Genomic DNA, 24,881 nt, shown 5'->3' on the forward strand with positions numbered 1-24,881 from the left:
GATCCACTTGCCTGCCCCTATTCCGCCGCCTGCTTGAAGCCGTTCGATGCCAGCGCCGAGCACTCGGCCATGACGGCGGAGGCACGCGCGATCGGATTGGTCAGGTAGAAATCCCTGACCGGCGGGACGAAGGGCGCCTTGCCCAGCCGGCCGCCTGCCTTGGCAAGCTTCGCGATCGTGGCTGTCTCGCCTGGCTGGATTTCGTCGATGGCCGCCATCAGCGGATAGTCATCATAGAGCCGGGCGCGCAACTGGGAGAGCGAATCGAACGGAAGCTTGTGGCCGAAGACATCCGAAAGCGCCCGCAGGATCGCCCAGTCCTCCTTCGCCTGCCCCGGCGCGAAACCGGCACGATTGGCCATCTGCACGCGGCCTTCGGTGTTGACGTAGGTGCCGGACTTCTCCGTGTAGGCCGAGCCCGGCAGGATCACGTCGGCACGGTGCGCGCCGGCGTCGCCATGCGTGCCGATATAAACGGTGAAAGCGTTGCCGATGGCGCTCATGTCCATCTCGTCGGCGCCGAGTAGGAAGAGCACGTCGAGCGCGCCGCCCATCATACCGGCCACGTCCTTGCCGCCCTCGCCATTTCCTCCAATACCGGGCACGAAGCCGATGTCGAGGCCGCCGACACGGGCCGCCGCGCTATGCAGCACGGCAAAACCATTCCAGTCCTCGCGCACCGCCTTCAGGTCGGCGGCGAGCTTCGCCGCAAGGCCGAGCACCGTGCCGCCGTCCGGCCGGGCCAACGCCCCCTGCCCCACGATGATGAGCGGACGCTGGGCCTTCTTCAGCGCCGAGACGAACTTGCCCTTGCCGTCGAGAAGTTCCTTCAGCGTGTCCGGACCGGCGCCCAGCGCCTCGTAGTCATAGCGCGGGTCGCCGATATCGCCGACCGCGCCGATCGGAAAATTTCCCTGACGCGAGCGCTTGCGGATGCGCGCGTTGAGCACCGATGCCTCGAAGCGCGGGTTGGAACCGATCAGAAGCAGAGCGTCCGCTTGCTCGATGCCGGCGATGGTCGGATTGAAGATGTAGCCCGCGCGGCCCCCGGCTGGGTCGAGCGCCGCGCCATCCTGCCGGCAATCGATATTGGCCGAGCCGAGCGATGCCATCAGGAGCTTCAGCGCGTACATTTCCTCGACAGCGGCCAAATCTCCGGCAATCGCGCCGATCCTGTCGCCGCTCGTCTTCGCAACCGCAGCGCGGATCGCCTCGAACGCTTCCGGCCAGGTCGCCGCGACTAGCTTGCCGCCCTTGCGCACATAGGGCCGGTCGAGGCGCTGCGTCCTCAGCCCGTCCCAGATGAAACGCGTCTTGTCGGAAATCCACTCCTCGTTCACGTCGTCGTTGGTGCGCGGCAGGATGCGCATCACCTCGCGGCCACGCGTATCGACGCGGATGGCGGAGCCGACCGCGTCCATCACGTCGATCGATTCGGTCTTGGTGAGTTCCCACGGCCGCGCCTGGAAGGCATAAGGCTTCGCGGTCAGCGCGCCGACAGGGCAGAGGTCGATGACGTTGCCTTGTAGTTCCGACGTCATGGCGCGCTCGAGATAGGTGGTGATCTCCATATCCTCGCCGCGCCCCGTCGCGCCGAGTTCGGAGACACCGCCGACCTCGGTGGTAAAGCGGATGCAGCGCGTGCAGTGGATGCAGCGCGTCATGATCGTCTTCACCAGCGGGCCGATATATTTGTCCTCGACGGCGCGCTTGTTCTCGTAAAAGCGCGAGGAATCGACGCCGAACGCCATCGCCTGGTCCTGCAGGTCGCATTCGCCGCCCTGGTCGCAGATCGGGCAATCGAGCGGATGATTGATGAGCAGGAACTCCATCACGCCTTCGCGCGCCTTCTTCACCATCGGCGTGTTGGTGAACATTTCCGGCGGCTCGCCGTTCGGACCGGGGCGCAGGTCGCGGACGCCCATCGCGCAGGAAGCCTGCGGCTTGGGCGGCCCGCCCTTCACCTCGACAAGGCACATGCGGCAATTACCCGCGATCGAAAGCCGCTCATGGAAGCAGAAGCGCGGGATTTCCGCGCCGGCCTCCTCCGCCGCCTGCAGCAGCGTGTAGTGATCGGGCACCTCGATCTCTTTGCCGTCGACTTTAAGTCTAGCCATTCCTTGCCCCTGCGGCGTTCGCCGCTTCGTATGCCATCCAAACGTCCGTGGCCAGTCCGCCCGGCCGCTTTTCAAACCTGTTTTCGCCGGCGCGGCTTCCGCCTCAGTCGGCTTTCCCCGCCAGTTCCGCCGCCTGCTTCAGCCATTCGTCGCGCCCGATGCGACCGGCGAAGGCGAGATAGTCGTCCACCCACGCGATTTCCTCGGCCGTCCATCCGGAGATCTGCGCAAACGTCCAGACGCCAAGGCCGTTCAGCACCTGCTCCAGCTTCGGGCCGACGCCCGAGATCAGTTTCAAATCGTCGGGCCTTTCCGGCTTATCGATCGCGCCTGGCCGGCGGAAATCCTCCGGCAGGATCTTGGAGGCGCTCGCGGCCGGCACTTCATCCGTCACGCGAACCGGCGCGGGCGACGCTTTGACTTCCTTGACGGACGGCTTTGCGTTCGCGGTCCCGCCGGCGGCGCCTGCCACTTTGCTGGCCGCGCCGACAAAATCGGCCGAAGCGCTCTCCAGATCGGCCATCAGCGTCTTGGCCGCGGATTTCGCGCGCGATACCGGCGATTTCGGCTCGGGCTTGGCAGCATCGACATCGCAGTCGCTGTCATCCCAGTTGGCGCCGAAGCCGAAGATTTCCATGCCGGGTATCTTCATTTCGCAAAGCTGGCGCGTGGCTTCCATGGAACCAGCCATCGCGCCCATCCAGATGCCGAGGGCATGGCCGGCAACACCCATCGAAAGCGCCGACATTGCCGCCGCGCTTCCCGCCGGATGCATCATCAGGTTCGCGGGATAGTTCTTGTCGCCGTGGGACAGCAGCGCCGCAAACTCCTTGTTCATCGCCTCGATCTTGCTCATGTCAGGCATCAACGTCTCGGGTATGGGAAATATCGACATCGGTCTTCTCCTCTTGGGATTATCTTCCTGCCGGTCTTCCGTTACCCTCTCCTGTCGTTTCCTTTTTTCCTGCCCCGTCTTGTCTTTTTGAAACTCTCGTCTTCTTGAAATTTCCTATTCCGCCGCGACGAGCACCGGTTCGGCGCGGTGCGCGTTGCGGGTGAACTCGTCGATGCGCCGCTCGATCTCCGGGCGGAAGTGCCGGACCAGTCCCTGGATCGGCCACGCCGCCGCGTCGCCGAGCGCGCAGATCGTGTGGCCCTCGACCTGCTTGGTCACGTCGAGCAGCATATCGATCTCGCGCTTCTGCGCCTCGCCGCGCACCAGCCGCTCCATGACGCGCCACATCCAGCCCGTGCCCTCGCGGCAGGGCGTGCATTGGCCGCAGCTTTCGTGCTTGTAGAAATAGGAGAGCCGCGCGATCGCCTTCACGATATCGGTCGACTTGTCCATGACGATGACAGCCGCCGTGCCCAGGCCGGATTTCAGGTCCTTCAGCGCGTCGAAATCCATCGGGCAGTCCATGATCTCGGCCGCCGGCACCAGCGGCACCGAGGCGCCGCCCGGGATGACGGCCAGAAGATTGTCCCAGCCGCCGCGAATGCCGCCCGCATGGGTCTCGATCAGTTCACGGAACGGGATCGACATGGCGTCCTCGACCGTGCACGGCTTGTTGACGTGGCCGGAGATGCAGAAAAGCTTGGTGCCGGTATTGTTGGGCCGGCCGATGCCCGCGAACCATGCCGCGCCGCGCCTCAGGATCGTCGGAGCGACCGCGATCGACTCGACGTTGTTGACCGTGCTCGGGCAGCCATAGAGGCCGACATTCGCCGGGAAAGGCGGCTTCAGGCGCGGCTGGCCCTTCTTGCCTTCGAGGCTTTCGAGCAGCGCCGTCTCCTCGCCGCAGATATAGGCGCCGGCGCCGTGATGGACGATGATCTCGAAATCCCAGCCGTTCTTGTTGCCCTTGCCGATCAGCTTGGCTTCGTAAGCCTCGTCGACCGCGCGCTGGAGCGCCTCGCGCTCGCGGATGAACTCGCCGCGCACATAGATGTAGGCCGCTTCCGCGCCCATGGCGAAGCCGGCGATCAGGCAGCCTTCGACCAGCGTATGCGGGTCGTGGCGCATGATGTCGCGGTCCTTGCAGGTGCCGGGCTCCGACTCATCGGCGTTGACGACGAGGTAGGAAGGCCTGCCGTCCGAGGTCTTCGGCATGAACGACCATTTCAGGCCGGTCGGGAAGCCGGCGCCGCCGCGCCCGCGCAGGCCGGACGCTTTCATCTCGTTGACGATCCACTCGCGGCCCTTGGCGATGATGCCGGCCGTGCCGTCCCAATGCCCGCGCGCCATCGCGCCTTTCAGCGAGCGGTCGAACTGGCCGTAGATGTTGGTGAAGATGCGGTCCCGATCAGCAAGCATATCCTGCTCCTCAACGCGGCTTCTTGCCGAAGACGCGGATGTATTCGGCTTCGCCGCCCTTTGCGAGCGCCTTGGCCTGCTTTACCCAGTCGTCTCGCTCGATGCGGCCGGAGAAATTCAGGTAGCCGTCCACCCATTCGCGCTGGCGCTTCTGCCATGAAGCCACCTGCTCGAACTTGTAGATGCCGAGCCCGTTCAGGATCGTCTCGAACTTGGGGCCAACGCCCGAAATGAGTTTCAGGTCGTCGGGCTTGGCCGGCTTTTTGATGCCGACAGGGCGGTTCGGCGAATCGAGCGTCGGCTTTGCCTCGGCCAGCGGCGCCTTGGCAGCCGCCCTGGTCTTCTTGGCGTCGGCTCCGATCGGCTCGCCTTTCAGTAGTTCCGGCGATTTATAGGCGCTCTTCGGCGCAGGACCGCCCGGCTTTCCCTTGCGCTGACGGCCGGGAGCGCCGGCATCGTCCAGCGTCTCGTTGGCGCGCTTCTTATTAAGCGGCAGCGGCGGCACGCTGGTGGCATCTTCCTGCTTGCCCGTCGCCTTTTTCGGCGAAGGCGACTTCACGCTCGCGTCGGTCTCGGCGGCATGGGTCTTCGGCTTCGACGCCTTGCTCGGCGGAATGGCTGGCTCCTTTGCGGCGCCATTCTTGGCCGCGCCGGATTTTGCCTTGGCTCCGCCCGACTTCGAGAGCGCGGCTTCGTCCAGAAGCGTCGTACGCTCGCCTTCAGGTTCCGAAGTGTAGCGGTCCTTCAGTTGGGTTCCGGTCTTGACGGAAGCGCCCTTCCCCGCCTCGAAGGCATCGATGATCTCGGCAAGGCGTTCCGGCGTCAGATCCTCATAAGTATCCTTGAAGATCATGATCATCGGCGCGTTCACGCAGGCGCCGGCGCACTCGACCTCCTCCCAGGACAGCGTTCCGTCCGCGTTCGTATGAAACTGTTCGGGATGGATCTTCTCGCGACAGACATCCATCAGTGCTTCGGCACCGCGCAGCATGCAGGGCGTCGTGCCGCAGACCTGTACGTGCGCCCGCGTGCCGACCGGCTTCAACTGGAATTGCGTATAGAAGGTTGCGACCTCGAGCACGCGGATGAGCGGCATGTCGAGCATCTTGCTCACCTGCTCGATCGCCGGCCGCGTAACCCAGCCTTCCTGCTCCTGCGCGATCATAAGCAGCGGGATCACGGCCGATTGCTGCCGCCCCTTCGGGTATTTACCGATCCAGTTTTTCGCCACGACTGCATTGGCCTTGCTGAAAGCAAAGCTGTCGGGCTGTACTTCTGCTAATCTGCGTACGCTCATTGCTTCTCACATTCCCATACGCGCGCTGCCTTCCGGCGGCGGCTCACCGGTCGACCTCACCGAAGACGATGTCGATCGACCCCAGGATGGCCGAGATGTCGGCCAGCATGTGCCCCTTGCACAGGAAATCCATCGCCTGCAGATGCGCGAAGCCCGGCGCGCGCAGCTTGCAGCGATACGGCTTGTTGGTCCCGTCCGACACCAGATAGACGCCGAACTCGCCCTTGGGCGCCTCGACCGCCGCATAGACCTCGCCGGCCGGAACCTTGTAGCCCTCGGTATAAAGCTTGAAATGGTGGATGAGCGCTTCCATCGAACGCTTCATCTCGCCACGCTTCGGCGGCACGATCTTGCCATCGGTATTGGAAACGGGGCCGACCTTCTCCTTGCCGAGCAAGCGCTCCACGCACTGCTTCATGATCTTGCCGGACTGGCGCATCTCCTCCATGCGGATAACGTAACGGTCGTAGCAGTCGCCATTCTTACCGACCGGGATCTGGAATTCCATCTCCGGGTAGCATTCGTAGGGCTGCGAGCGTCTCAGGTCCCAGGCCGCGCCCGAACCGCGAACCATCACGCCGGAGAAACCCCAGGCCCACGCATCCTCCAGCGAGACGACACCGATATCGACGTTGCGCTGCTTGAAGATGCGGTTGTCGGTGAGAAGCACTTCGAGATCGTCGAGCGTCTTGTAGAACGGCTCGATCCACTTGCCGATGTCCTCGACCAGCTTTTCCGGCAGGTCCTGATGCACGCCGCCCGGACGGAAATAGGCCGAGTGCATGCGCGCACCGGACGCGCGCTCGTAGAAGACCATCAGCTTTTCGCGCTCCTCGAAACCCCAGAGCGGCGGAGTCAGCGCGCCGACGTCCATCGCCTGCGTGGTGACGTTGAGGAGATGCGAAAGGATGCGGCCGATCTCGGCATAGAGCACGCGGATCAACTGCCCGCGGATCGGCACTTTAATGTCGAGCAGACGCTCCACGGCGAGCGCGAAGGCGTGCTCCTGGTTCATCGGCGCGACATAATCGAGCCGGTCGAAATACGGTACGGCCTGCAGATAGGTCTTCGCCTCGATCAGTTTCTCGGTGCCGCGATGCAAAAGCCCGATATGCGGGTCGACGCGTTCGACCACTTCGCCGTCGAGTTCGAGCACAAGGCGCAAAACGCCATGCGCGGCTGGATGCTGCGGGCCGAAGTTGATGTTGAAGTTGCGGACGTTGTGTTCGGTCATCACTGCTTCGCCTTCTCATCGCCCGGAAGCACGTAGTCGGTGCCTTCCCATGGCGAAAGGAAATCGAAATTGCGAAATTCCTGCTTCAGCTCGACGGGCTCGTAGATGACGCGCTTCACCTCGTCGTCGTAGCGGACCTCGACGAAGCCGGTCAGCGGGAAATCCTTCCTCAGCGGGTGCCCCTCAAAGCCGTAATCGGTCAGAATGCGGCGAAGATCCGGATGCCCGGTGAAGAGCACGCCATAAAGATCATAGACCTCACGCTCATACCAGAGCGCACCGGAATAGACGGCTGTGGCCGACGGGATCGGTGTCTCTTCGTCGGCTTGCACCTTGACGCGGACGCGCATGTTCTTCTTCGGCGACAGGAGGTGATAGACGACATCGAAGCGCTCCTCGCGCTCCGGATAGTCCGCCCCCGATATGTCGATGAAGGAGACGAAGCGGCATTCCGGATCGTCGCGCAGGAAAGTCAGTACCTCGATTATGTCGTTCTTCGGGACGGTAACCGTCAGCTCGCCATAAGCGAGCACGGAAGAAGCTATCCGGTCGTTGAGCCCTTCCTTGAGGCGGACGTCCAGGGCGCCAAGAGCGTCACTCATAGAATCTCCTCAACGCTCGATCGTGCCGGTGCGGCGGATTTTCTTCTGCAGCAGAAGGATGCCGTAGAGCAGCGCTTCCGCCGTCGGCGGGCAGCCGGGCACATAAATGTCCACCGGCACCACGCGATCGCAGCCGCGCACGACCGAATAGGAGTAGTGATAATAGCCGCCGCCATTGGCGCAGGAGCCCATGGAGATGACGTAGCGCGGCTCCGGCATCTGGTCGTAGACCTTCCTGAGCGCCGGGGCCATCTTGTTGCACAGCGTACCGGCCACGATCATCACGTCCGATTGGCGTGGCGAGGCGCGCGGCGCAACGCCGAACCTCTCCGAATCATAGCGCGGCATGGAGGTCTGGATCATCTCGACCGCGCAGCAGGCCAACCCGAAGGTCATGAACATCAAAGAGCCCGAGCGCGCCCAGGTGATCAGTGCCTGCGAAGAGGTGACGAGAAAGCCCTTGTCCGCGAGCTCGTCATTGATCCCGCCGTAAAACGGGTCGTCCGCGCCGACCGGCTTGCCGGTGGCCGGGTCCAGTATGCCCTTCGGCTTCGGCGCGACGAGGGTGGCGGAACTATCGCTCAATCCCATTCCAGCGCTCCCTTTTTCCATTCGTAGATAAAGCCGATCGTCAGGACGGCGAGAAAGACCATCATCGACCAGAAGCCGAGCCAGCCGATCTTCGAGAAGGATACGGCCCAGGGAAAGAGGAAGGCCACTTCGAGATCGAAGATGATGAAGAGGATCGACACCAGGTAGAAGCGGATGTCGAATTTCATGCGCGCGTCGTCGAAAGCGTCGAAACCGCACTCATAGGCGGACAGCTTCTCGGGGTCCGGGTTCCGGTAGGCGATGATGAAGGGCGAGGTGATGAGCGCAAGCCCGACAACCAGCGCAACCGCGATGAAGATGACGACGGGCAGATATGAACTTATCAGTTCGTTCATGTTCGACTTTCCATTGCCTGCCGCGCGGGCTCCGGGAGAGTCGCGCCGCCGCCATTCTAGGCGGAGTGACGGGTGCGGCAATGCCTGTGTTGCAACGCGGCGAGGGTTAGCGCACGCGGCGGGACGGCGCAAGTAAAAGGTGGCCGGATTGGGGCGACAAAAGACCTCGGAAGGATAGTCCAGCCTGGACGACCAGCGAGGCAGATATAGGCTCCGGAACCTCTGGCATGTGTCCGCGTTGTGCGACATGTTTCCGATTTCTGCTGGAAAACCGCGCATAATGGCCAAAGCTGGCGGGATCGACCGTCTTCCAATGCTCGTGAAGGAGTGCTGAATGGCACCGCGCCCGACCTGGAAAGGCTATCTGAAACTCTCGCTGGTGACCTGCGCGGTGGAACTGACCAACGCTACGACGCAAAGCGAGAAAATCCATTTCCGCATCATCAACCGCGCCACCGGCAACACGGTGAATCGGCAATATGTCGATTCCGCCACCGGCAAGCCGGTGAAGGACGAGGACGAAGTAAAGGGCTACGAGACCGGCGACGACGAATATCTCCTCGTCGAGGAAGACGAGATCGATGCGGTCGAGATCGAATCCTCGCATACGCTTAATCTCGAAGGCTTCGTGTCGAAGGCCGATATCGAGCAGGTCTATCTCGACACGCCCTACTACCTGACGCCCGCCGACGAGGTGTCCGAGGAAGCGTTTGCCGTCATCCGCGACGCCATGAAGGACAAGAAGATGTCGGGACTCGCCCGCATCGTGCTTTATCGCCGCGAGCGGCCGGTGGTCATCGAACCGCACGACAGGGGCATGCTCCTCACCACACTCCGCTACGACAAGACAGTGCGCAGGGCGGACGATGTTTTCGACGGGCTGAAACCCGTGAAGATCGACAAGGACATGATCGAACTCGCCTCCGACATCATCGACCGCAAGAAGATGAAATTCGATCCCTCGAAATTCGAGGACAAATACGAGGATGCCCTGATCGACCTTATCGAGGCCAAGAAGAAGGGCAGGAGGCCGCCCAAGGCCAAGCCTGCAGCCCGGCCTTCCAACGTCGTCAATCTCTTCGATGCCTTGAAGAAGAGCCTGGTCGAAGAAGGCGGCGGCAAGGTATCGGCCTCGAAAGCCGGCAATTCGAAGAAGCGCAAATCGGCGTAGCGCGCATGGCGGGACTTCAAGAATATCAGCGTAAGCGTGACTTCCGGAAGACGGCCGAGCCTTCCGGCAAGGGAAAAGCGCACAAATCGAAGAGTGCCGGCGGGCTCTATGTGATCCAGAAGCATGCCGCGACCCGCCTGCATTACGATTTCCGCCTTGAACACAATGGCGTCCTGTGGAGTTGGGCGGTGACGCGCGGCCCGAGCCTCGATCCTTCCGAGAAGCGGCTTGCCGTCCATGTCGAGGACCACCCTCTCGACTATGGCGATTTCGAAGGCACGATCCCCCAAGGCGAATATGGAGGCGGCGCCGTCATCGTCTGGGACAACGGCGAATGGATCCCGGAAGGCGATCCCGAAGCCGGGATGAAGAAGGGCCATATCGACTTCGAGCTGAAGGGCAACAAGTTGAACGGCCGTTGGCATCTGGTGCGGCTGAAGCCGCAGCGCGGCGAGAAACGCGACAACTGGCTGCTGATCAAGTCGGACGATTCGGCGGCCAGCAGAAGCGGCGATATCCTCGAGGAGGCGCCGCAATCGGTGAAATCCGGCCTGACGATCGACGAGATCGGCAAGAACGGCAAGGCGGATGTCTGGCATTCCAAGTCGACCGCCGGGAAAAGCTCAGGCCCAAAGGGCCGGTCTCAAAAGGCTTCTCGCCCAGGTAAGCAGGCCACGATGCCCGATTTCGTGCCGCCGTGCCTCGCCGCGTTGCAAACCGCACCGCCAACGGGTGGCGAATGGCTGCACGAGGTCAAGTTCGACGGTTATCGCATCCAGACGCATCTCTCCGGCGGCAGGCCGAAGCTTCTGACCCGCAGGGGCCTCGACTGGAGCGACCGCTTCGGCAAGGCGATCGCCGACGCCCTCGCCTCGCTCGATTGCGAGAACGCCATCCTCGACGGGGAGATCGTCGTTCTCGCCGACAATGGCATAAGCTCCTTTTCCGGGCTTCAGGCGGCCCTGTCAGGCCGGCGAACGGAAAAGCTTGTCTACTATGTTTTCGACCTCCTCTTTCTCGACGGTATGGATGTTTCGGGCGAACCGCTGGCCGACCGCAAGGAAAGGCTGCGCGACCTGCTCAAGCCCCTCGGTGAGCAAGGGCCGGTGCGTTACAGCGAGCACTTCACCGAACCGGGCAAGACGATGCTGGCACATGCCTGCCGTATGGGGCTGGAAGGCGTGGTATCCAAGCGCGCCGACGCCGCCTACCATTCGGGGCGCGGGCACGAATGGATCAAGTCCAAGTGCACGCAGCGGCAGGAGTTCGTCATCGCCGGCTACCTGCCCTCGGACAAGACGGGGCGCGGCCTCCGTTCGCTGATCGTCGGCTACTACGAGGGCAGAAAGTTGAAGAGCGCCGGCCATGTCGGCACGGGCTTCTCGGCGAAAGCGGGAGTCGATTTGAAGAAGAAGCTCGACCGGCTGAAACGCAAGACATCGCCACTGACCGGCCCGGGATCGAAGGAAAAGCAGGCAATCTGGGTCGATCCCAATCTGGTCGCGGAAGTCGAGTTCCGCTCGTGGACGGCCGATCGTATATTGCGCCATGCCTCCTTCCAGGGGCTGCGCGAGGACAAGCCGTCCAAAGACGTGGTCATCGAGGAGCCGGAAGACACCGCCAAGGCCGGCGCGAAAAGCGCCAAGAAAAAGGACGTATCGAAGCGTGCCTCGGCAAAGAAGGGAGCCCAAACGAGCGTGACCCTTACCCATCCCGACAAGCTCTTGTGGCCGGAAGCCGGCATCACCAAGCAGGTCCTGCTCGACTATTACGAGGAGGTCTGGCCGCTGATGGAGCAATTCGTCATCGACCGGCCGCTGGCGCTGGTGCGCGCGCCGGACGGCGTCGGCGGCCCGCGCTTCTTCCAGAAACACGCCTCGCCCGGCATGCACGAGAAGATCCTGCGCATGGCCGATCCCAAGGACGGCGAGGAACTCCTTTACATCGAGGATTTCGACGGGCTGGCGGCGCTCGTTCAGAATGGCGTCGTCGAGATCCACATCTGGGGCTCGAAGATCGGCACGATCGAAAAACCCGATCAGATCATCTTCGATCTCGACCCCGACGAAGGGCTCGATGTGGCGGCTGTCCGCGAAGCGACACTGGACGTGCATTCGCGGCTCGACGAACTCGAAATGCCGAACTTCGTCAAAACTTCGGGCGGCAAGGGTTTTCATGTCGTCGTGCCGCTCAAGCCGAAGGCGGATTGGGAGCGCGTGAAGACGTTCGCGCATGATTTCGCCTGGGCGATGGAGCAAGCTTCGCCAAAGCGCTACACGGCAACGCTTTCGAAGAAGGCGCGCGCCGGGCGCATCTTCATCGACTATCTGAGGAACGGGCGTGGCTCGACCACTGTGGTGCCCTACTCCTCGCGCGGCAAGCCGAACGCGACCGTGTCGATGCCGATCGACTGGAAGGCGCTGGAGGGTAATGTCGGACCGGGCGACTACACAATCGGCGATGCGGGCGGCCGCGCCAAGGTTGAAAAGGCCGACATCTGGCGCGACTTCTTCAAGGAGGGCTATACGCTCAGCTGATGTCGCGACCGCTGCCTGGGTCGGCAAAAAATTCTAGAAAAAAATGCAGCCGACCGGAACCAATCCCGTTGCTGTCGGTTAAGAAGCCAGGACGATGGCGGACGGTTCCCCCCCAAAAAACCTTGCCCGCCCTGGCAACCGTCATCGTCCCCCCTTTTCCCTCAGAGCCTGTCTTTCTCGTGCCCGCCTTTCTGGAGCGCAGGCATTCTGCCCTTGCATGCGGGGAGTTCCTTGCATAGCAGTTCCGGCAACAAAGACGCCGGCCACGGCGCAGGCAGGAGAATGAAGAATGGCGAGTAGGACCGGCGCACCCGAAGGCACGATGTTCAAGGCAAATGGCCTCGAATGGGACGTCATCGACACCGGTATGCCCTCGCCCGATGCGCCGACGCTGGTGCTCCTGCCCGGCACGCTCGGCACCGCGGGAATATTTCGGGCGCAGATCGACGGATTGCGCGATATCGCGAGGGTCATCGCGCTTACCTACCCGATCGAACGCAACCTCGGCCGGTTGGTCGACAGCCTCATTACCTTGCTCGACGAACTAGGGATCGACACTTTCCACATCCTCGGCTCGTCTTTCGGCGGTTTTGCCGCGCAATGGCTCGCCGACCGCGCGTCGGACCGAATCGAGACGCTCTTCATCGGCAATTCTCTGGTCGATCCGGTTCCCTCGCGAAAACGTCTGCCGCCGCTTGACACGATGGAAGCGATGAACGGCGAGCAGCACAAGGAACTCATCCTGAAATCGGTCGCGGGTTGGGACGAGTCTGAGCCCGTTTTCGCCGACCTGAAGAAAAAGCTCATGGAAAGTGCCGAGACGGTCGGCGGCGAAGGGCTGAAAGCGCGCGTAATGGCGCTGCAGAATTCACAGGCCGTACCGCCGCTCGCAGTGGCGCCCGAACGGATCGTCATCATAGAATCGGTGGATGACCCGCTAATCGGCCCGGAAGCACGGCGCGCCGTGGAGGAGCGCTATCCCGGGGCCGAGATCAGGCGGTTCCGCGTCGGCGGCCATTACCCTTACGTGACCCGCCCTGACGAATACAACGCCATCATCCGCGAGCGGCTTCTGGCGGCACCTTGAGCTTCATCCTCGCGCCCACGGCATGAGTTTTTTCTGCAGCCATTGCAGCCCGTAGGTCAGCACCACGCCGAGGATCATGACCACCACAAGCCCGGCGTACATCTTCTCGGGGTTCAGCACTTCCCAATAGTAGAATGTCATGTAGCCGACGCCCTGCTTGGCGCGCAGGAACTCGACCGAGATGATAACGATGAGCGCCGTTCCGAGCGCCAGCCTCAGCCCGGCGAAGATGACCGGCAGCGCCGCGGGAATGATGACGTGCCGGTAAAGCGACAGGCCGCGCGCGCCGTAATTGCGCCCGGCCATGACGAAGACGGGATCAATGTCGCGAACGCCCGCCATCGTATTGATGGTCATGAGGAAGAAGACGGATAGCGCCACCACCGCAATCTTTGGCCCCTCGCCGAAGGGGTCGGCGAACATCAGCATCACGATCGGGAAGATCGCGATCTTCGGCAGCACGTAGATGGCGGAAAGCGTCGTGTCGAGCATGAGCCTCACTGTTTGGTTGATGCCCATGATGACGCCGAGCAGGATGCCGGGGATCGCGCCGATGACGAAGCCGGCGGCGACACGCCCGAGCGTCGCCCAGACATGGCTCTCGGCGAAAAGGCTCCAGACACCGGCCCAGCCGTCACTCTCGAATTTCCACGGGATCAGCCAGGGACGGCCGAGCAGGCTCGTTTCGGAAAAACGGTCGAAATGAACCGTCACGTCCCAAAGCGCGGCAGCGATGCGGGTCGGCTGCGGGAACCACAGAGGGTTCAGGATGCCGGCATCGACGATCCATTGCCACGCGACCAGCGCCAACACAGGGAAGCCGAAGGCAAGCGTGCGCTCGTAGAGCTTGCGGCGCTTCGGCGGCACGTCGCGGCCGATCCGCTCGGCGGCCAGCACGACCAGCACGAAATCGCCGAAGAGCGCCATCCACCAGAGCGGCGCCCATAGCCCTGTCAGATAGAGAACGCCGTTCCAGAGCAGGCAGACGCCGGCAAGGATGCCGAGCATAGCGGGAAGCGGCAGCCCCGTCGCAGGCGCCTTGCTAGCGGTGGCATCGCTGGCCGACGATCCGTCCACCGCGAGCGGTCGTTCCGCCGGCGCGCTCACGACTGCATCTCCATCGCGCGCGTCACCTCGCGCCCGAGTTGCTCCCAGATCGCGCCGCGCAGTTCGGCGAATTCAGGCGTATTCAGCGTTTCCACCGTACGCGGCCGCTGGATGCCTATGTGAAAAGTGGTGAGCAGCCGGCCGGGATGCGCCGTCATCAGGATCACCCGGTCGCCGAGCAGGATCGCCTCGTCGAGGCTGTGGGTGATGTAGACAACGGTTTTGCGCGTTTCCTCCCAGATACGCAGCAGTTCGTCCTGCAGGACGATGCGTGTCTGCGCGTCGAGCGCGCCGAGAGGCTCGTCCATCAGGAGCACTTCGGGATCGTTGGCGAGCGCGCGGATAATCGACACACGCTGCTTCATGCCGCCTGAAATCTGGTGCGGGTAGTAGTCGGCGAATTTGCGCAGGCCGACCCGCTCGAGCCAATAACGAGCTATTTCGAGCCGTTCCGCCCGGCCGACACCGCGCATCTGAAGGCCGAAGGCGACGTTCTCGATGACGGTCTTCCAAGGGAAAACTGCGTATTCCTGGAAGACGACGCTGTTCAGCGGCTTTTTCGGATCGCTCCCCGGCCTGATCTGGATGGTGCCGGAACTGTGCGTATCGAGGCCGGCGAGCATCCTGAGATAGGTAGACTTGCCGCAACCGGACGGGCCGACGATGCAGACGAATTCGCCGTCTGCGACATCGAGGCTGAAATCGTCCACGGCGACCATCGGGCCGGCCAGGGTGTCGTAGACCTTGGTGACGTTGCGCGTAACGATACGGGGCGCCGTTCCCGGCGCCCGCGCATTGGTTTCGGTCATGAGAACGGCTCCGGTCCTGCCGGAGAAGGGTCCGGCGCCGGCTGGCCGGACCCCGCACCGAGCACCATCAGTTCTTCGCTTCTCCGAGAGCGGAGAGCGCCTTGTCGACGAATTGCGTGTCGACCACCTTCTTCAGGTCGATCGGGGTGTCGTAGTCGGTGCGGCCGTTCTCGCGATGTACGCGCTCGACATCGGCCAGACCCTTGACCGGGATCTCCATGTTCGGATCGTAAACGGCCGGCGTCGCCTTCTTAAGCGCCTCTTGCGTGGTCGCGGTATATTTCATGTAGGCGTCGATATTCTCCTTGGAGAGATAGTCTTCGCCCTGCATCATCCGCGCCGCTTCGGCCAGCGCCAGCACGAAGCGCTCGGCAACCTCCGGCCGCTCCTTGATGAACTTGCCCGAACCGACGAAGGCGACAGTCATCAGGCCTGGCGTCAGATCGGTCGCCAGCACTTTGGCGGAACCGGACTCGACCGCCTGATCGGAATAGGGCGTGCCGGCGATCGCGGCATCGACGGAGCCGGACTGCAACGCAGCCGGGATGTCCGGGTTGCCGATATTGACCAGTTCGACATCGCGTATGGTCAGCTTGGCGCGCTCCAGAGCCTTCGCCGCCAGATATTCGCCGCCGCTGCCGGGGCCGCCGGCGACCGCCAGCTTTTTGCCCTTGAGGTCGGCGATGTCCTTGACCGTGCCGGCCGACTTGGTGGCGACCAGAAGCGCGGTCGGGCTGTTCTTCAACGGCTCGAGCCCGCCCGGCGCGATGACGCGGATATCGAGGCCTCGGTTCCAGCTATTCCACAGCGAGGTGACGATGGCGATGCCGCCGACGTCGACGCTGCCCTGGGTGAGGAAGGCGATCGCCTCGGTGCCCGACTTGACCTTTTCGAGATCGACATCGAGCCCGTATTTCTTGAACAGCCCCCTGCCCGCCGCGACATACATCGTGGCGAATTTCATGATCGGCACATAGGCGACCTTCACCTTCTGCGGCGGGTCGAGCGGCGCCGGCGTTTCGGCGGCTGCCCCGGTTACCCCGGCCGCCAGAAAGAGCGTACCGACCAGCGCGGCCACCCAGGCTTTCAATCTTCCGTCCCAAGCCATTTCTTCTTCTCCCTTGGCTTATCCGTGCACGGCGAGCCACGACAGCTCCCCCAACGCCGGCATGCGGCAAAATTCGTTGGAGAAGCGCCCTACCCGGTCAGGCGGCGCGGCGCAACCCAAAACCGCAGGATCGCGCCTCTTCAAGCGTCGCCATAAACGAGCCGGTCCTGCCGAGCGCGAAGCTCGGCGATCTTCGACCCGACCGGCGGCGCCGCATTGGCGCGCGTGATGAGTTCGCCCTTGCGGATCGGCTGCGTGACGGTACCGCCCTGCAGGAGCCCGCAAGGTATGGCGCCGGCGGCGCGCGCCTCGTCCGCCTTCATGATCCAGGCGCGGTAGGTATGCTCGCCGACCAGTCCGAGCCTGTCACCGGGAACCAGATCCTTCTTGGCCACGGCACAGACATCGGCGACGGGCTTTGCCAGCGGCACCATATCGGCCTTGCCGTGAAGCACGACGCGCGCGCAAGTCAACGGCACTTCGAGCGAGGTCAAGTGATAGGGCCGGTGGAAGGTGAAATACGGCCCCTTGCCGAGTTTCAGGTCCTCCATCCGCTCGGAAAGACGCGGATGCGACATGTCGGCCACGACGAAGACACCCGGCGCCACCCCCTTGCCCACTGTGTAGTCGACGCAGCCCGCGCGCGACAGCACGCCGCCATCTTTTTCGGGGACCAGCGTCGTCGAAAGCTCTTCCAGCGAAGCGGCGGGACCGTGCATGCCCGAACAGTCCGGAACCAGGCCGGTCGCATTGGCGATAGCAGCCATCTCGACCATGGTCTTGGAGCCGTCAACGAACTCGACCAGCATGCGGACATTCATGTTCCGCCGCTCGGCCTCCTCGGCATAGTCCTCCGGCACCGCGTCGAAGCGCAGCGGGTTGTTCTTGCCCTTGCCGGCGGACACGATCGGGTAGCCGAGCGCCGAGACGAATTCGATCAGTTCCATGCAGGAGGAGGGCTCATCGCCCGCGCCCAGCGAATAGATGATGCCGAGCCGCTCCGCCTCGCTCTTCAAATAGGCGCCGATGGTGACGTCCGCCTCGACATTCATCATGACGAGATGCTTGCCGTGCTCCATCGCCTTCAGGCCGACTTCCGCGCCAACGGCAGGAATACCGGTCGCGTCGACCACCACGTCGATCAGGTCACTGCCGATGACGAGATCGGCGTCGTGCGTGGCCGCGATCTTTCCCGCCTCCATGGCCCGGTCGAGATCGGCCCCGTTCTCAACCTCGCGCACATGTCCCTTCTCGCCATAGGCGATTTCCGCCGCGTGGCTGACATTGCGGATCTTGTGGTCGGCGACGGCCCCCACGGTCAGGCCTTGCATGCGCGCCACCTGGGTGACGATGTCCGTCCCCATCTCGCCCGCGCCGATGAGGCCGATGCGGACCGGCTTGCCCGCTTTCGCACGCTCGGCAAGGTCCCGGGCAAGTCCGACGGGCGCGACATTGGTCATGGAACTCAAACTCCTGCCAGCCGCCGTTTCGGAAGGCTCGATGCGTTCAGTTACGGGGGAACGAAGGGATACCGTCATATGTTGTGCGCTTTACGACTAATCCGTTTTCACGACGACACGCATATGGCCGGTCTGCACGGATTCCCCGTGCTGGTTGGCCACGTCCAGCAGGAAGGTGACGAGATTGCGGCCTTCTTTCGACGTCGGTCGTATCTCCTGGACCGTCACCTTTGCGCGTATGGTATCGCCGATCCGGACAGGGCCTGAAAAGTCCCAGTTGAGGTTGACCAGCGCGATGACGCGCTCGCCAAGAAGACCTGTCTGCGTCAGGAGGCCAATCGCTGCCGACATGGTAAGCGGCCCGTGTGCGATACGCTCGCCGAAGGGCGTGGTCTCCGCGAACGCCGCATCCATGTGTATCGGAGTGAAATCGCCTGCGAGCCCCGCGAAGAGCGCGATGTCGCCCTCTCCGATCGTCCTGCCGGCCGTTGCGATCGTTTCGCCCGCAATCAAGGGTCTATTTGCCAAACCCGCCTCCTAAACCTTAAAATAATCGGGCTTCGGGATCGCCCACGTCTCGCCCCAGAGCTGGCTGCCGCCCGAAACGTTCAAGACCTCGCCCGTGACATAGGATGACGCCGGGCCTGCCAGATAGACGCAGGCTTCCGCGATTTCCCATGCCGTCCCGACGCGCCTCATTGGGTTCGAGTCAGGATAGCCTGCCAGCGTCTCGGCCGTATACACCTTCCAGCCAGGCGTCTCGATGGCGCCCGGTGCGATGCAGTTGACGCGGATGCCGAGCGGCGCCCATTCCACGGCCACGGCGCGGGACAGTCCGACGACGCCCGACCGCGCAGCCACGGTATGCGCCAAGCCATAGAGACCGTGGGAGACCACGACGACGATGTTGACGATGCTGCCCGGCCTGCCCGTATCCCGCCAGTGCCGGGCAGCCGCCTGCATCATGTACCAGGTGCCGTTCAAATTGGTGTTGACGACGGCGTTCCAGCCCTTCACCGAAAAGTCGATGGCCGCCTGCGGATATTGCCCGCCGGCACTGTTGACCAGCATGTCGATGCCGCCCGCCCCATCAAATGTATCGAAGAGGACCTGCACCGCGTCCGGCTCACGGATATCGAGCGCGTGGAAACCCGCGTCGATTTCCTTCGCTCGCATGGTTTCCGCTGCTTCGGCGAGCTTTGCCTCGTCGCGGCCGGCAAGAATGACGCGGGCGCCAAGCCGGCCCATCAGCCATGCAGTCGCGCGGCCAAGGCCGCCCGCCCCGCCCGAGATCAGGGCAGTCTTCCCGGCAAGGATGCTCTCCGCATAGACCGTCGGATGGGTAGCCAGCGCCTCGTCGTCGAGACCGAATGTCTCATCCGATGCAGCCGCTCGCGGCCTGCCGGTCTCGCTCACTTTTCTGTCCGAATATGGAATCGCCGTGCAGCCATGATGCCATTCACGTGGGGTCCGTGCTGCTTATACCGAACGAAATCGGATGTCTCCCCCGTCGACATCCTGAACTGTACCAACAGCAGCGATCACCGGAACAAGTCCTCTTGCCAATCGCCGCACAATCCGGCTATCGCAGGGCGCATTCCAGAGCCCAGCCGGAGTGCCGCCGATGTCCTCTCTTCCTGAAAAAGCATTTCCCGTCTCGTGGGACCAGTTCCACAGGGACGCGCGGGCACTTGCCTGGCGGCTGGCCGGCATCAACGGTGCCTGGCGGGCCATCGTCTGCATCACGCGCGGCGGACTGGTGCCGGCCGCGATCATCTCGCGTGAACTCGGCGTACGCATGATCGAGACGGTGTGCGTGGCCTCCTACCATGAATACACCGAGCAGGGCGAACTCGCCGTCCTCAAGGAGATTTCCCCGACGCTCCTGGAAAACGACGGCGAAGGCATCCTGATCGTGGACGACCTGACCGATACCGGCAAGACGGCCGCGATCGTCCGCGCCATGATGCCAAAGGCGCATTTCGCCACCGTCTACGCCAAACCCAAGGGCCGGCCGCTGGTCGACACCTACATCACCGAAGTCTCGCAGGACACATGGATCTATTTCCCGTGGGACATGGGCTTTTCCTATCAGAAGCCGATTGCCGACGATCACCGCGGCTGACACGGCCTGAAATCCGGGCATCCCTTTGGGGGGCTTGACGTTTTACAGAAATCAGCCAGATTTGCCGGCTAATGTATAGCTGTGCACGTTTTTCCGCCATTTCGGGCAAATTCACACTTGATGCACGGATTTGCGGTAACCATGTGCGTAAGGTGATTCGCTGGAACTGATGCTCTTCCGATGCTGACCGGGCCCTTTTCGAACAGCCTCCTGCCACAGCGCGTGCGCCGCCTCTTCGGCGCCGAGCGCTGTCGGCTGCAGGTAGCAGCCCTGCCCTGGCGGAAAACGGACGACGGCGTCGAGGTGATGCTGATCACCAGCCGCGATACCGGACGCTGGGTTCTGCCCAAGGGCTGGCCCGAGGATGACGAGCCGCTTTACGAGGCGGCCGCCCGTGAGGCTGTCGAAGAAGCCGGCATCTCAGGCGGCATCGCGCAGACCACCGCGGGCAGCTACTTCTACAACAAGGTGCATTCCTCCGGTACCGAATCGCCGTGCGAGGTGCGCGTCTTCCCGCTTGAGGTGAAGGAAGTCGCCTCCAAATGGCGCGAAAAGGGCCAGCGCAAGCGCAAATGGGTTAAGCCGCGCGAAGCGACCCGCATGGTCAACGAGCCCGATCTCGTCAAGCTGATCGCGCGTTTCGCAGCCGATCCTTCACGATACGCCGGCTGACGTCGCTCTCCGCCGGGCCGTACCCTCTCGTTTGCAAACCATTCACCATGCCTGAACAAGCGCGGGAACCGCTTCCGCGCCCGTCGCTTTTAGTTCGGCTGGAAAGGCCTTGCCAGGGAGACGCAGATGAAGATCACGGCAGCCGGAATAGATTCGATCAAGATCAGCAATATGGAAGGTACCGAAAAGGGCGCCCAATTTATCGTCTGGCTCTATTTCCAGGTCGAGGACGAAGGGCGGCAAACCGGCCAGGAACTTGTCGTTTCCGTGCCTTACGATCCCGATTTCACCTTCAATGAAATCGCCAGGCAGGCATTTGCGCAGGCGACCGCCCTGCTCCGCGCCGCCTCGAACATGGACGAAGCGGCGTGGTGGCGACGATTCAACAGGAGCATCGAGCCACTGCCGGAATGGGCGGCGACGCCGCACTGAACTGCCTGTCTGCGGGAACCGTTTCGCGCCTGCTGCGAATACTGCCTTACGAGAAGGCGAGATAGATGATGCGCCCCAGCGCGCCGAGCAGAAGCGCGAAGGTCGCTACGGCCTGTGTGAAGAAACCCGGATATCTTTTGAGCGGCGCGGAGAGATATCCGGCGAAATAGGCCACGCGACCGACCAGCCACAGAAGGCCGAGACCTGCCGCCCATGCTGCACTCCAGTAGATGGCAAACAGCCACATGGCCGGAAGGAAGATCGGCAGCCATTCCAGCGTATTCGAATGCGCGCGGATCGCTCGCTCAAGAAGCGGGTCACCCGTCATGGCCGGAGCCAATATGCCCGTCTTTGAATGCGTCCTGGCAACTGTGAGCGCCATCGCGAAGATAAGCAGACCGCAAAGCAGGGTCACGATAGCGACCGGATAATATCTCTCCACATTAATTCCTTTCGGCAAGCTCCAACCCTGATGGCGGATTGGCATAAAGGAACAGACCTAGTGGCGCCTGACAAGCAAGGTAGCACACCAGAAGCGTGCCGCTTGTCTTCGTAAGTGAGACCTTGCTTCCTTGTTAGATGGTCGGCGGCTTCACAGGGTCGATGTCTTTCCGGTCAATGTAGCCGTCCATTCCGGATCGGTTCCCGGATATTGCCATTCTGGATCGTATTGCGAGCCGCAAGTTTTTGCTCACTTTATACACGATGCCGGTAGTTCATCCGCCAAGCTCCGAGGTCCCATGATCGATAAACTGGAATTCTTCATTGCCCTGGCGCGAGAAGAGCATTTCGGCCGCGCTGCCGAGATGTCTGGCGTCACGCAGCCAACCCTTTCAGCAGCGATCAAGCAGCTTGAAGATCAACTCGGCGTCATGCTGGTCAAGCGTGGTTCGCGCTTCCAGGGCTTAACCCCGGAAGGTACGCAGGTATTGGCCTGGGCGCGGCGGATCGTTGGCGACGCACATTCGATGCATGAGGAGATGCGTGCTGCACGCCATGGCCTGTCCGGGCGCATTCGCATCGCAACCATTCCGACGGCTCTGGCCATGATGCCGCGATTGACCACGCCCTTCCGGGAAAAGCATCCTGGCGTGACCTTCTCGATACTGTCGCGGACATCCATCGAGATATTGTCTTTGCTCGGCAATTTCGAGATCGATGCGGGAATCACCTATCTCGACAATGAACCTCTGGGCAGGGTGACCAGCGTGCCCCTGTACACCGAACGCTACCAGTTAATTACCGCAGCGGGAAATCCCTATTCTACCCGCCGCGCCGTGACTTGGGCCGAAGTCAGCCGCATGCCGCTATGTTTGTTGACCCCGGACATGCAGAATCGCCGCATCATCGACCAGCATCTGTCCGAGGTCGGAGAACAGGTCCGCCCAACGCTGGAATCGAACTCGATGATCGTGCTGTTCTCGCACATCCGTACTGGCAAATGGTCCTCCATCATGCCGCTCAATCTGGCAGAAACATTGGGCTTTGCGGAGCCAATCCGTGCCATCCCGATCATTGACCCCGACGCCAGCCACAGCGTTGGATTGGTGACGACGCACCGAGAGCCGAATACCCCTCTTGTAGCTGCGCTGGTTGATGAAGCCATGTCGCTCGCGCGGATTCTTCAGGCTGAGAAGTAATACTAGCGACTGCCGACAGCCAAGAAGCCTGCCCTCATCGATAGATAATTTCTATCGATCGACGAAACACGCATATTGATTTCCGGTAATTTTCTCTGCTTTTTGTGTCAAACAGTGACGTAATTCATAGATTATGGAAATCATGCATGAAAATGCAGTCAGAAGACGTTGGGATCACGGCCCGGGCTACATCGATTGTCGACGAGATGAAAAAGCTGGAAGGCCCGCTGCTACCCATCCTTCATGAAATCCAGAATGAGTTTGGATATGTGCCACGGGAAGCGCTGCCGGTGATTGCCTCTGGTCTGAACCTGTCGCGCGCGGATGTTTACGGCGTGGTCAGTTTCTATCACGACTATCGCGACCAGCCTGCCGGCCGTCACGTGCTTAAGGTATGCCGTGCCGAATCCTGCCAGGCGATGGGCGGCGATGAAATGGCCGACCGGCTGCGCGATGCGCTTGGTGTCGACTGGCACGAGACGAGCAAGGACGGCGCGGTGACGCTGGAGCCCGTCTATTGCCTCGGGCTGTGCGCCTGCTCGCCGTCAGCCATGCTCGACGGCGAGGTCATCGGCCGGCTCGACGAGGACAGGATCGGCGAGATCGTCGCGGAGGTGCGTCAATGACAGTGACGATCTACGTCCCGCGCGATTCCGGCGCACTCGCGCTTGGCGCCGGCAAGGTGGCCGACGCGATTGCAAGCGAAATCAGGACGCGTGGCATCAACGCGAAACTCGTGCGCAACGGCTCGCGCGGCCTCTATTGGCTGGAGCCGATGGTGGAGGTCGAGACGAGCCAGGGCCGTGTCGCCTACGGGCCGGTGACGGCAAAGGATGTCGCCTCGCTCTTCGATGCGGATTTTCTATCAGGCGGTAAACACGCCCTGTCGCTCGGCGACCCTGAGGAGATTCCCTATCTGGCGCGGCAGACGCGCCTCACCTTCGCGCGCGTCGGCATTACCGATCCGATTTCGCTCGATGACTATAAGGCCCATGGTGGACTCGTCGGGCTTGAGAAGGCGCTGACGATGACGCCGACGGACATCGTCCGGCAGGTGACTGATTCCGGCCTGCGCGGGCGCGGCGGCGCCGGTTTCCCGACTGGTGTCAAATGGAAGACCGTCCTCGATACGCCGGGCGAACTCAAATACATCGTCTGCAATGCCGACGAGGGTGATAGTGGCACCTTCTCCGATCGCATGATCATGGAAGGAGATCCGTTCATCCTGATCGAGGGCATGACGATCGCTGCGATCGCGGTCGGCGCCACCAAAGGCTACATCTACCTCCGCTCCGAATATCCGCACGCCGAAAGGGCTTTGAACGAGGCGCTTGCGGTTGCCCGGAAAGCTGGCGTTCTCGGCAAATCGATCCTCGGCTCGATACACGCCTTCGACATCGAGGTGAGGATGGGTGCCGGCGCCTATGTCTGCGGCGAGGAGACGGCGTTGCTCGACAGTCTCGAAGGCAAGCGTGGCCAGGTGCGAGCAAAGCCGCCGCTGCCTGCGCATAAGGGCCTGTTCGGTCGTCCGACCGTCATCAACAACGTGATTTCTCTGGCCTCCGTCCCGATCGTCCTCGACAAGGGGGCGGCCTATTACAAGGATTTCGGCCTCGGGCGCTCGCGCGGCACTATCCCGATCCAGATTGCCGGCAACGCCAGATATCCCGGCCTGTTCGAGGCGGCCTTCGGCCTGACGCTGGGAGAGATCGTCGACAAGATCGGCGGCGGCACGAAATCCGGCCGCCCGGTCCGCGCCGTACAGGTCGGGGGGCCGCTCGGAGCCTATTTCCCGCGTGAGCTTTTCGACACGCCCTTCGATTACGAAGCGTTCGCCGCAAAGGATGGCCTGATCGGACATGCCGGGATCGTCGTTTTCGACGACACGGTCGATATGCTGAAGCAGGCCCGCTTCGCCATGGAATTCTGCGGGATAGAAAGCTGCGGCAAGTGCACGCCCTGCCGTGTGGGTGCGGTGCGTGGCGTCGAGGTCGCCGACCGGATTGCGCATGGTGTGGAGCCAGAAAAGCAGATCGAATTGCTCGAAGACCTCTGCAACACGATGAAGTTCGGATCGCTTTGCGCCCTCGGCGGCTTTACCCCCTATCCGGTGATGAGTGCGTTGAGACATTTTCCCGAGGATTTCCGCCCGCATCCGGTCCGCGAGGCGGCGGAATAACGGCTACGCGCCTCCCTCCTCATGGGGAGAGAGACAACCGTCA

At 62.5% G+C, this 24,881-nt stretch carries 24 protein-coding genes; 9 read left to right on the forward strand and 15 right to left on the reverse strand.

Annotation, left to right across the window (positions count from 1 at the left end; all coding sequences use genetic code 11):
- Positions 1-17: 17 nt before the first annotated feature.
- The 8 genes from nuoG to RBH77_RS18345 all read right to left on the reverse strand — a co-directional run bounded on the left by nuoG (position 18) and on the right by RBH77_RS18345 (position 8,511).
- Positions 18-2,117, reverse strand: coding sequence for an NADH-quinone oxidoreductase subunit NuoG (nuoG, locus tag RBH77_RS18310; RefSeq protein ID WP_311029006.1), 2,100 nt, complete (start codon positions 2,115-2,117; stop codon positions 18-20).
- Positions 2,118-2,220: 103 nt separating this feature from the next.
- Positions 2,221-3,012, reverse strand: coding sequence for a helix-hairpin-helix domain-containing protein (locus RBH77_RS18315; RefSeq protein ID WP_311029007.1), 792 nt, complete (start codon positions 3,010-3,012; stop codon positions 2,221-2,223).
- Positions 3,013-3,126: 114 nt separating this feature from the next.
- Complete coding sequence (gene nuoF, locus RBH77_RS18320; protein ID WP_311029008.1) at positions 3,127-4,431, reverse strand: NADH-quinone oxidoreductase subunit NuoF; 1,305 nt, start codon at positions 4,429-4,431, stop codon at positions 3,127-3,129.
- A gap of 10 nt (positions 4,432-4,441) precedes the next feature.
- Positions 4,442-5,728 carry an NADH-quinone oxidoreductase subunit E gene (locus RBH77_RS18325; RefSeq protein ID WP_311029009.1) on the reverse strand — a complete coding sequence of 429 codons (1,287 nt, stop codon included), beginning with the start codon at positions 5,726-5,728 and terminating at the stop codon, positions 4,442-4,444.
- 43 nt (positions 5,729-5,771) lie between these two features.
- Positions 5,772-6,962 carry an NADH-quinone oxidoreductase subunit D gene (locus RBH77_RS18330; protein ID WP_311029010.1) on the reverse strand — a complete coding sequence of 397 codons (1,191 nt, stop codon included), beginning with the start codon at positions 6,960-6,962 and terminating at the stop codon, positions 5,772-5,774.
- A complete protein-coding gene (locus RBH77_RS18335; RefSeq protein WP_311029011.1) occupies positions 6,962-7,564 on the reverse strand; it encodes an NADH-quinone oxidoreductase subunit C in 603 nt (200 codons plus the stop codon). Before RBH77_RS18335 ends, RBH77_RS18330 begins: the two co-directional genes overlap by 1 nt.
- A 9-nt stretch (positions 7,565-7,573) precedes the next feature.
- Entirely contained in the window at positions 7,574-8,155 is a 582-nt protein-coding gene (locus tag RBH77_RS18340) for a NuoB/complex I 20 kDa subunit family protein (RefSeq protein ID WP_311029012.1), read from the reverse strand.
- Positions 8,146-8,511: an NADH-quinone oxidoreductase subunit A gene (locus RBH77_RS18345; RefSeq protein ID WP_311029013.1), complete on the reverse strand. Its 366-nt coding sequence runs from the start codon at positions 8,509-8,511 to the stop codon at positions 8,146-8,148. Before RBH77_RS18345 ends, RBH77_RS18340 begins: the two co-directional genes overlap by 10 nt.
- 334 nt (positions 8,512-8,845) lie before the next feature.
- On the opposite strand from RBH77_RS18345, the gene ku reads away from it, so the two are divergent.
- The 3 genes from ku to RBH77_RS18360 all read left to right on the forward strand — a co-directional run bounded on the left by ku (position 8,846) and on the right by RBH77_RS18360 (position 13,306).
- Positions 8,846-9,682, forward strand: coding sequence for a non-homologous end joining protein Ku (gene ku, locus RBH77_RS18350; protein WP_311029014.1), 837 nt, complete (start codon positions 8,846-8,848; stop codon positions 9,680-9,682).
- A 5-nt stretch (positions 9,683-9,687) separates the two neighbouring features.
- The gene (gene ligD, locus RBH77_RS18355; RefSeq protein ID WP_311029015.1) at positions 9,688-12,219 is read left to right on the forward strand and encodes a DNA ligase D; all 2,532 of its coding nucleotides are present in this window, start codon (positions 9,688-9,690) and stop codon (positions 12,217-12,219) included.
- A gap of 289 nt (positions 12,220-12,508) precedes the next feature.
- Complete coding sequence (locus RBH77_RS18360; RefSeq protein WP_311029016.1) at positions 12,509-13,306, forward strand: alpha/beta fold hydrolase; 798 nt, start codon at positions 12,509-12,511, stop codon at positions 13,304-13,306.
- Between the two features lie 3 nt (positions 13,307-13,309).
- On the opposite strand, the gene RBH77_RS18365 is transcribed toward RBH77_RS18360, so the two are convergent.
- The 6 genes from RBH77_RS18365 to RBH77_RS18390 all read right to left on the reverse strand — a co-directional run bounded on the left by RBH77_RS18365 (position 13,310) and on the right by RBH77_RS18390 (position 19,206).
- Positions 13,310-14,413 (reverse strand): ABC transporter permease, encoded by a 1,104-nt coding sequence (locus RBH77_RS18365; protein ID WP_311029017.1) that lies wholly within the window; start codon positions 14,411-14,413, stop codon positions 13,310-13,312.
- Positions 14,410-15,222, reverse strand: coding sequence for an ABC transporter ATP-binding protein (locus RBH77_RS18370; RefSeq protein WP_311029018.1), 813 nt, complete (start codon positions 15,220-15,222; stop codon positions 14,410-14,412). Before RBH77_RS18370 ends, RBH77_RS18365 begins: the two co-directional genes overlap by 4 nt.
- A gap of 67 nt (positions 15,223-15,289) precedes the next feature.
- Positions 15,290-16,330, reverse strand: a complete 1,041-nt coding sequence (locus RBH77_RS18375) for an ABC transporter substrate-binding protein (RefSeq protein ID WP_311029019.1) — start codon at positions 16,328-16,330, stop codon at positions 15,290-15,292.
- A gap of 140 nt (positions 16,331-16,470) precedes the next feature.
- On the reverse strand, positions 16,471-17,790 hold the full coding sequence (locus RBH77_RS18380; protein WP_311029020.1) for an NAD(P)H-dependent oxidoreductase: 1,320 nt from the start codon (positions 17,788-17,790) through the stop codon (positions 16,471-16,473).
- A 96-nt stretch (positions 17,791-17,886) separates the two neighbouring features.
- Positions 17,887-18,318: a MaoC/PaaZ C-terminal domain-containing protein gene (locus RBH77_RS18385; protein ID WP_311029021.1), complete on the reverse strand. Its 432-nt coding sequence runs from the start codon at positions 18,316-18,318 to the stop codon at positions 17,887-17,889.
- A 9-nt stretch (positions 18,319-18,327) separates the two neighbouring features.
- Positions 18,328-19,206, reverse strand: a complete 879-nt coding sequence (locus RBH77_RS18390; RefSeq protein WP_311029022.1) for an SDR family NAD(P)-dependent oxidoreductase — start codon at positions 19,204-19,206, stop codon at positions 18,328-18,330.
- A 208-nt stretch (positions 19,207-19,414) separates the two neighbouring features.
- On the opposite strand from RBH77_RS18390, the gene gpt reads away from it, so the two are divergent.
- From gpt to RBH77_RS18405, 3 genes are all read left to right on the forward strand, one after another.
- Positions 19,415-19,915, forward strand: a complete 501-nt coding sequence (gpt, locus tag RBH77_RS18395; RefSeq protein ID WP_311029023.1) for a xanthine phosphoribosyltransferase — start codon at positions 19,415-19,417, stop codon at positions 19,913-19,915.
- A 180-nt stretch (positions 19,916-20,095) separates the two neighbouring features.
- Entirely contained in the window at positions 20,096-20,587 is a 492-nt protein-coding gene (locus RBH77_RS18400; protein ID WP_311029024.1) for an NUDIX hydrolase, read from the forward strand.
- Positions 20,588-20,713: 126 nt separating this feature from the next.
- Complete coding sequence (locus tag RBH77_RS18405; RefSeq protein WP_311029025.1) at positions 20,714-21,019, forward strand: hypothetical protein; 306 nt, start codon at positions 20,714-20,716, stop codon at positions 21,017-21,019.
- Between the two features lie 46 nt (positions 21,020-21,065).
- Here RBH77_RS18405 and RBH77_RS18410 read toward each other — a convergent pair whose 3' ends face one another.
- Positions 21,066-21,461, reverse strand: a complete 396-nt coding sequence (locus RBH77_RS18410; protein WP_311029026.1) for an MAPEG family protein — start codon at positions 21,459-21,461, stop codon at positions 21,066-21,068.
- Positions 21,462-21,759: 298 nt separating this feature from the next.
- On the opposite strand from RBH77_RS18410, the gene RBH77_RS18415 reads away from it, so the two are divergent.
- The 3 genes from RBH77_RS18415 to RBH77_RS18425 all read left to right on the forward strand — a co-directional run bounded on the left by RBH77_RS18415 (position 21,760) and on the right by RBH77_RS18425 (position 24,838).
- Positions 21,760-22,659, forward strand: a complete 900-nt coding sequence (locus RBH77_RS18415) for a LysR family transcriptional regulator (protein WP_311029027.1) — start codon at positions 21,760-21,762, stop codon at positions 22,657-22,659.
- 146 nt (positions 22,660-22,805) lie between these two features.
- Positions 22,806-23,285 (forward strand): formate dehydrogenase subunit gamma, encoded by a 480-nt coding sequence (locus RBH77_RS18420; RefSeq protein WP_371832800.1) that lies wholly within the window; start codon positions 22,806-22,808, stop codon positions 23,283-23,285.
- Positions 23,282-24,838: a formate dehydrogenase beta subunit gene (locus tag RBH77_RS18425; RefSeq protein ID WP_311029028.1), complete on the forward strand. Its 1,557-nt coding sequence runs from the start codon at positions 23,282-23,284 to the stop codon at positions 24,836-24,838. Before RBH77_RS18420 ends, RBH77_RS18425 begins: the two co-directional genes overlap by 4 nt.
- The last annotated feature ends 43 nt before the right edge of the window (positions 24,839-24,881 follow it).

Origin of the sequence: Mesorhizobium koreense (assembly GCF_031656215.1) — a bacterium.
GTDB lineage: Bacteria > Pseudomonadota > Alphaproteobacteria > Rhizobiales > Rhizobiaceae > Mesorhizobium_L > Mesorhizobium_L koreense.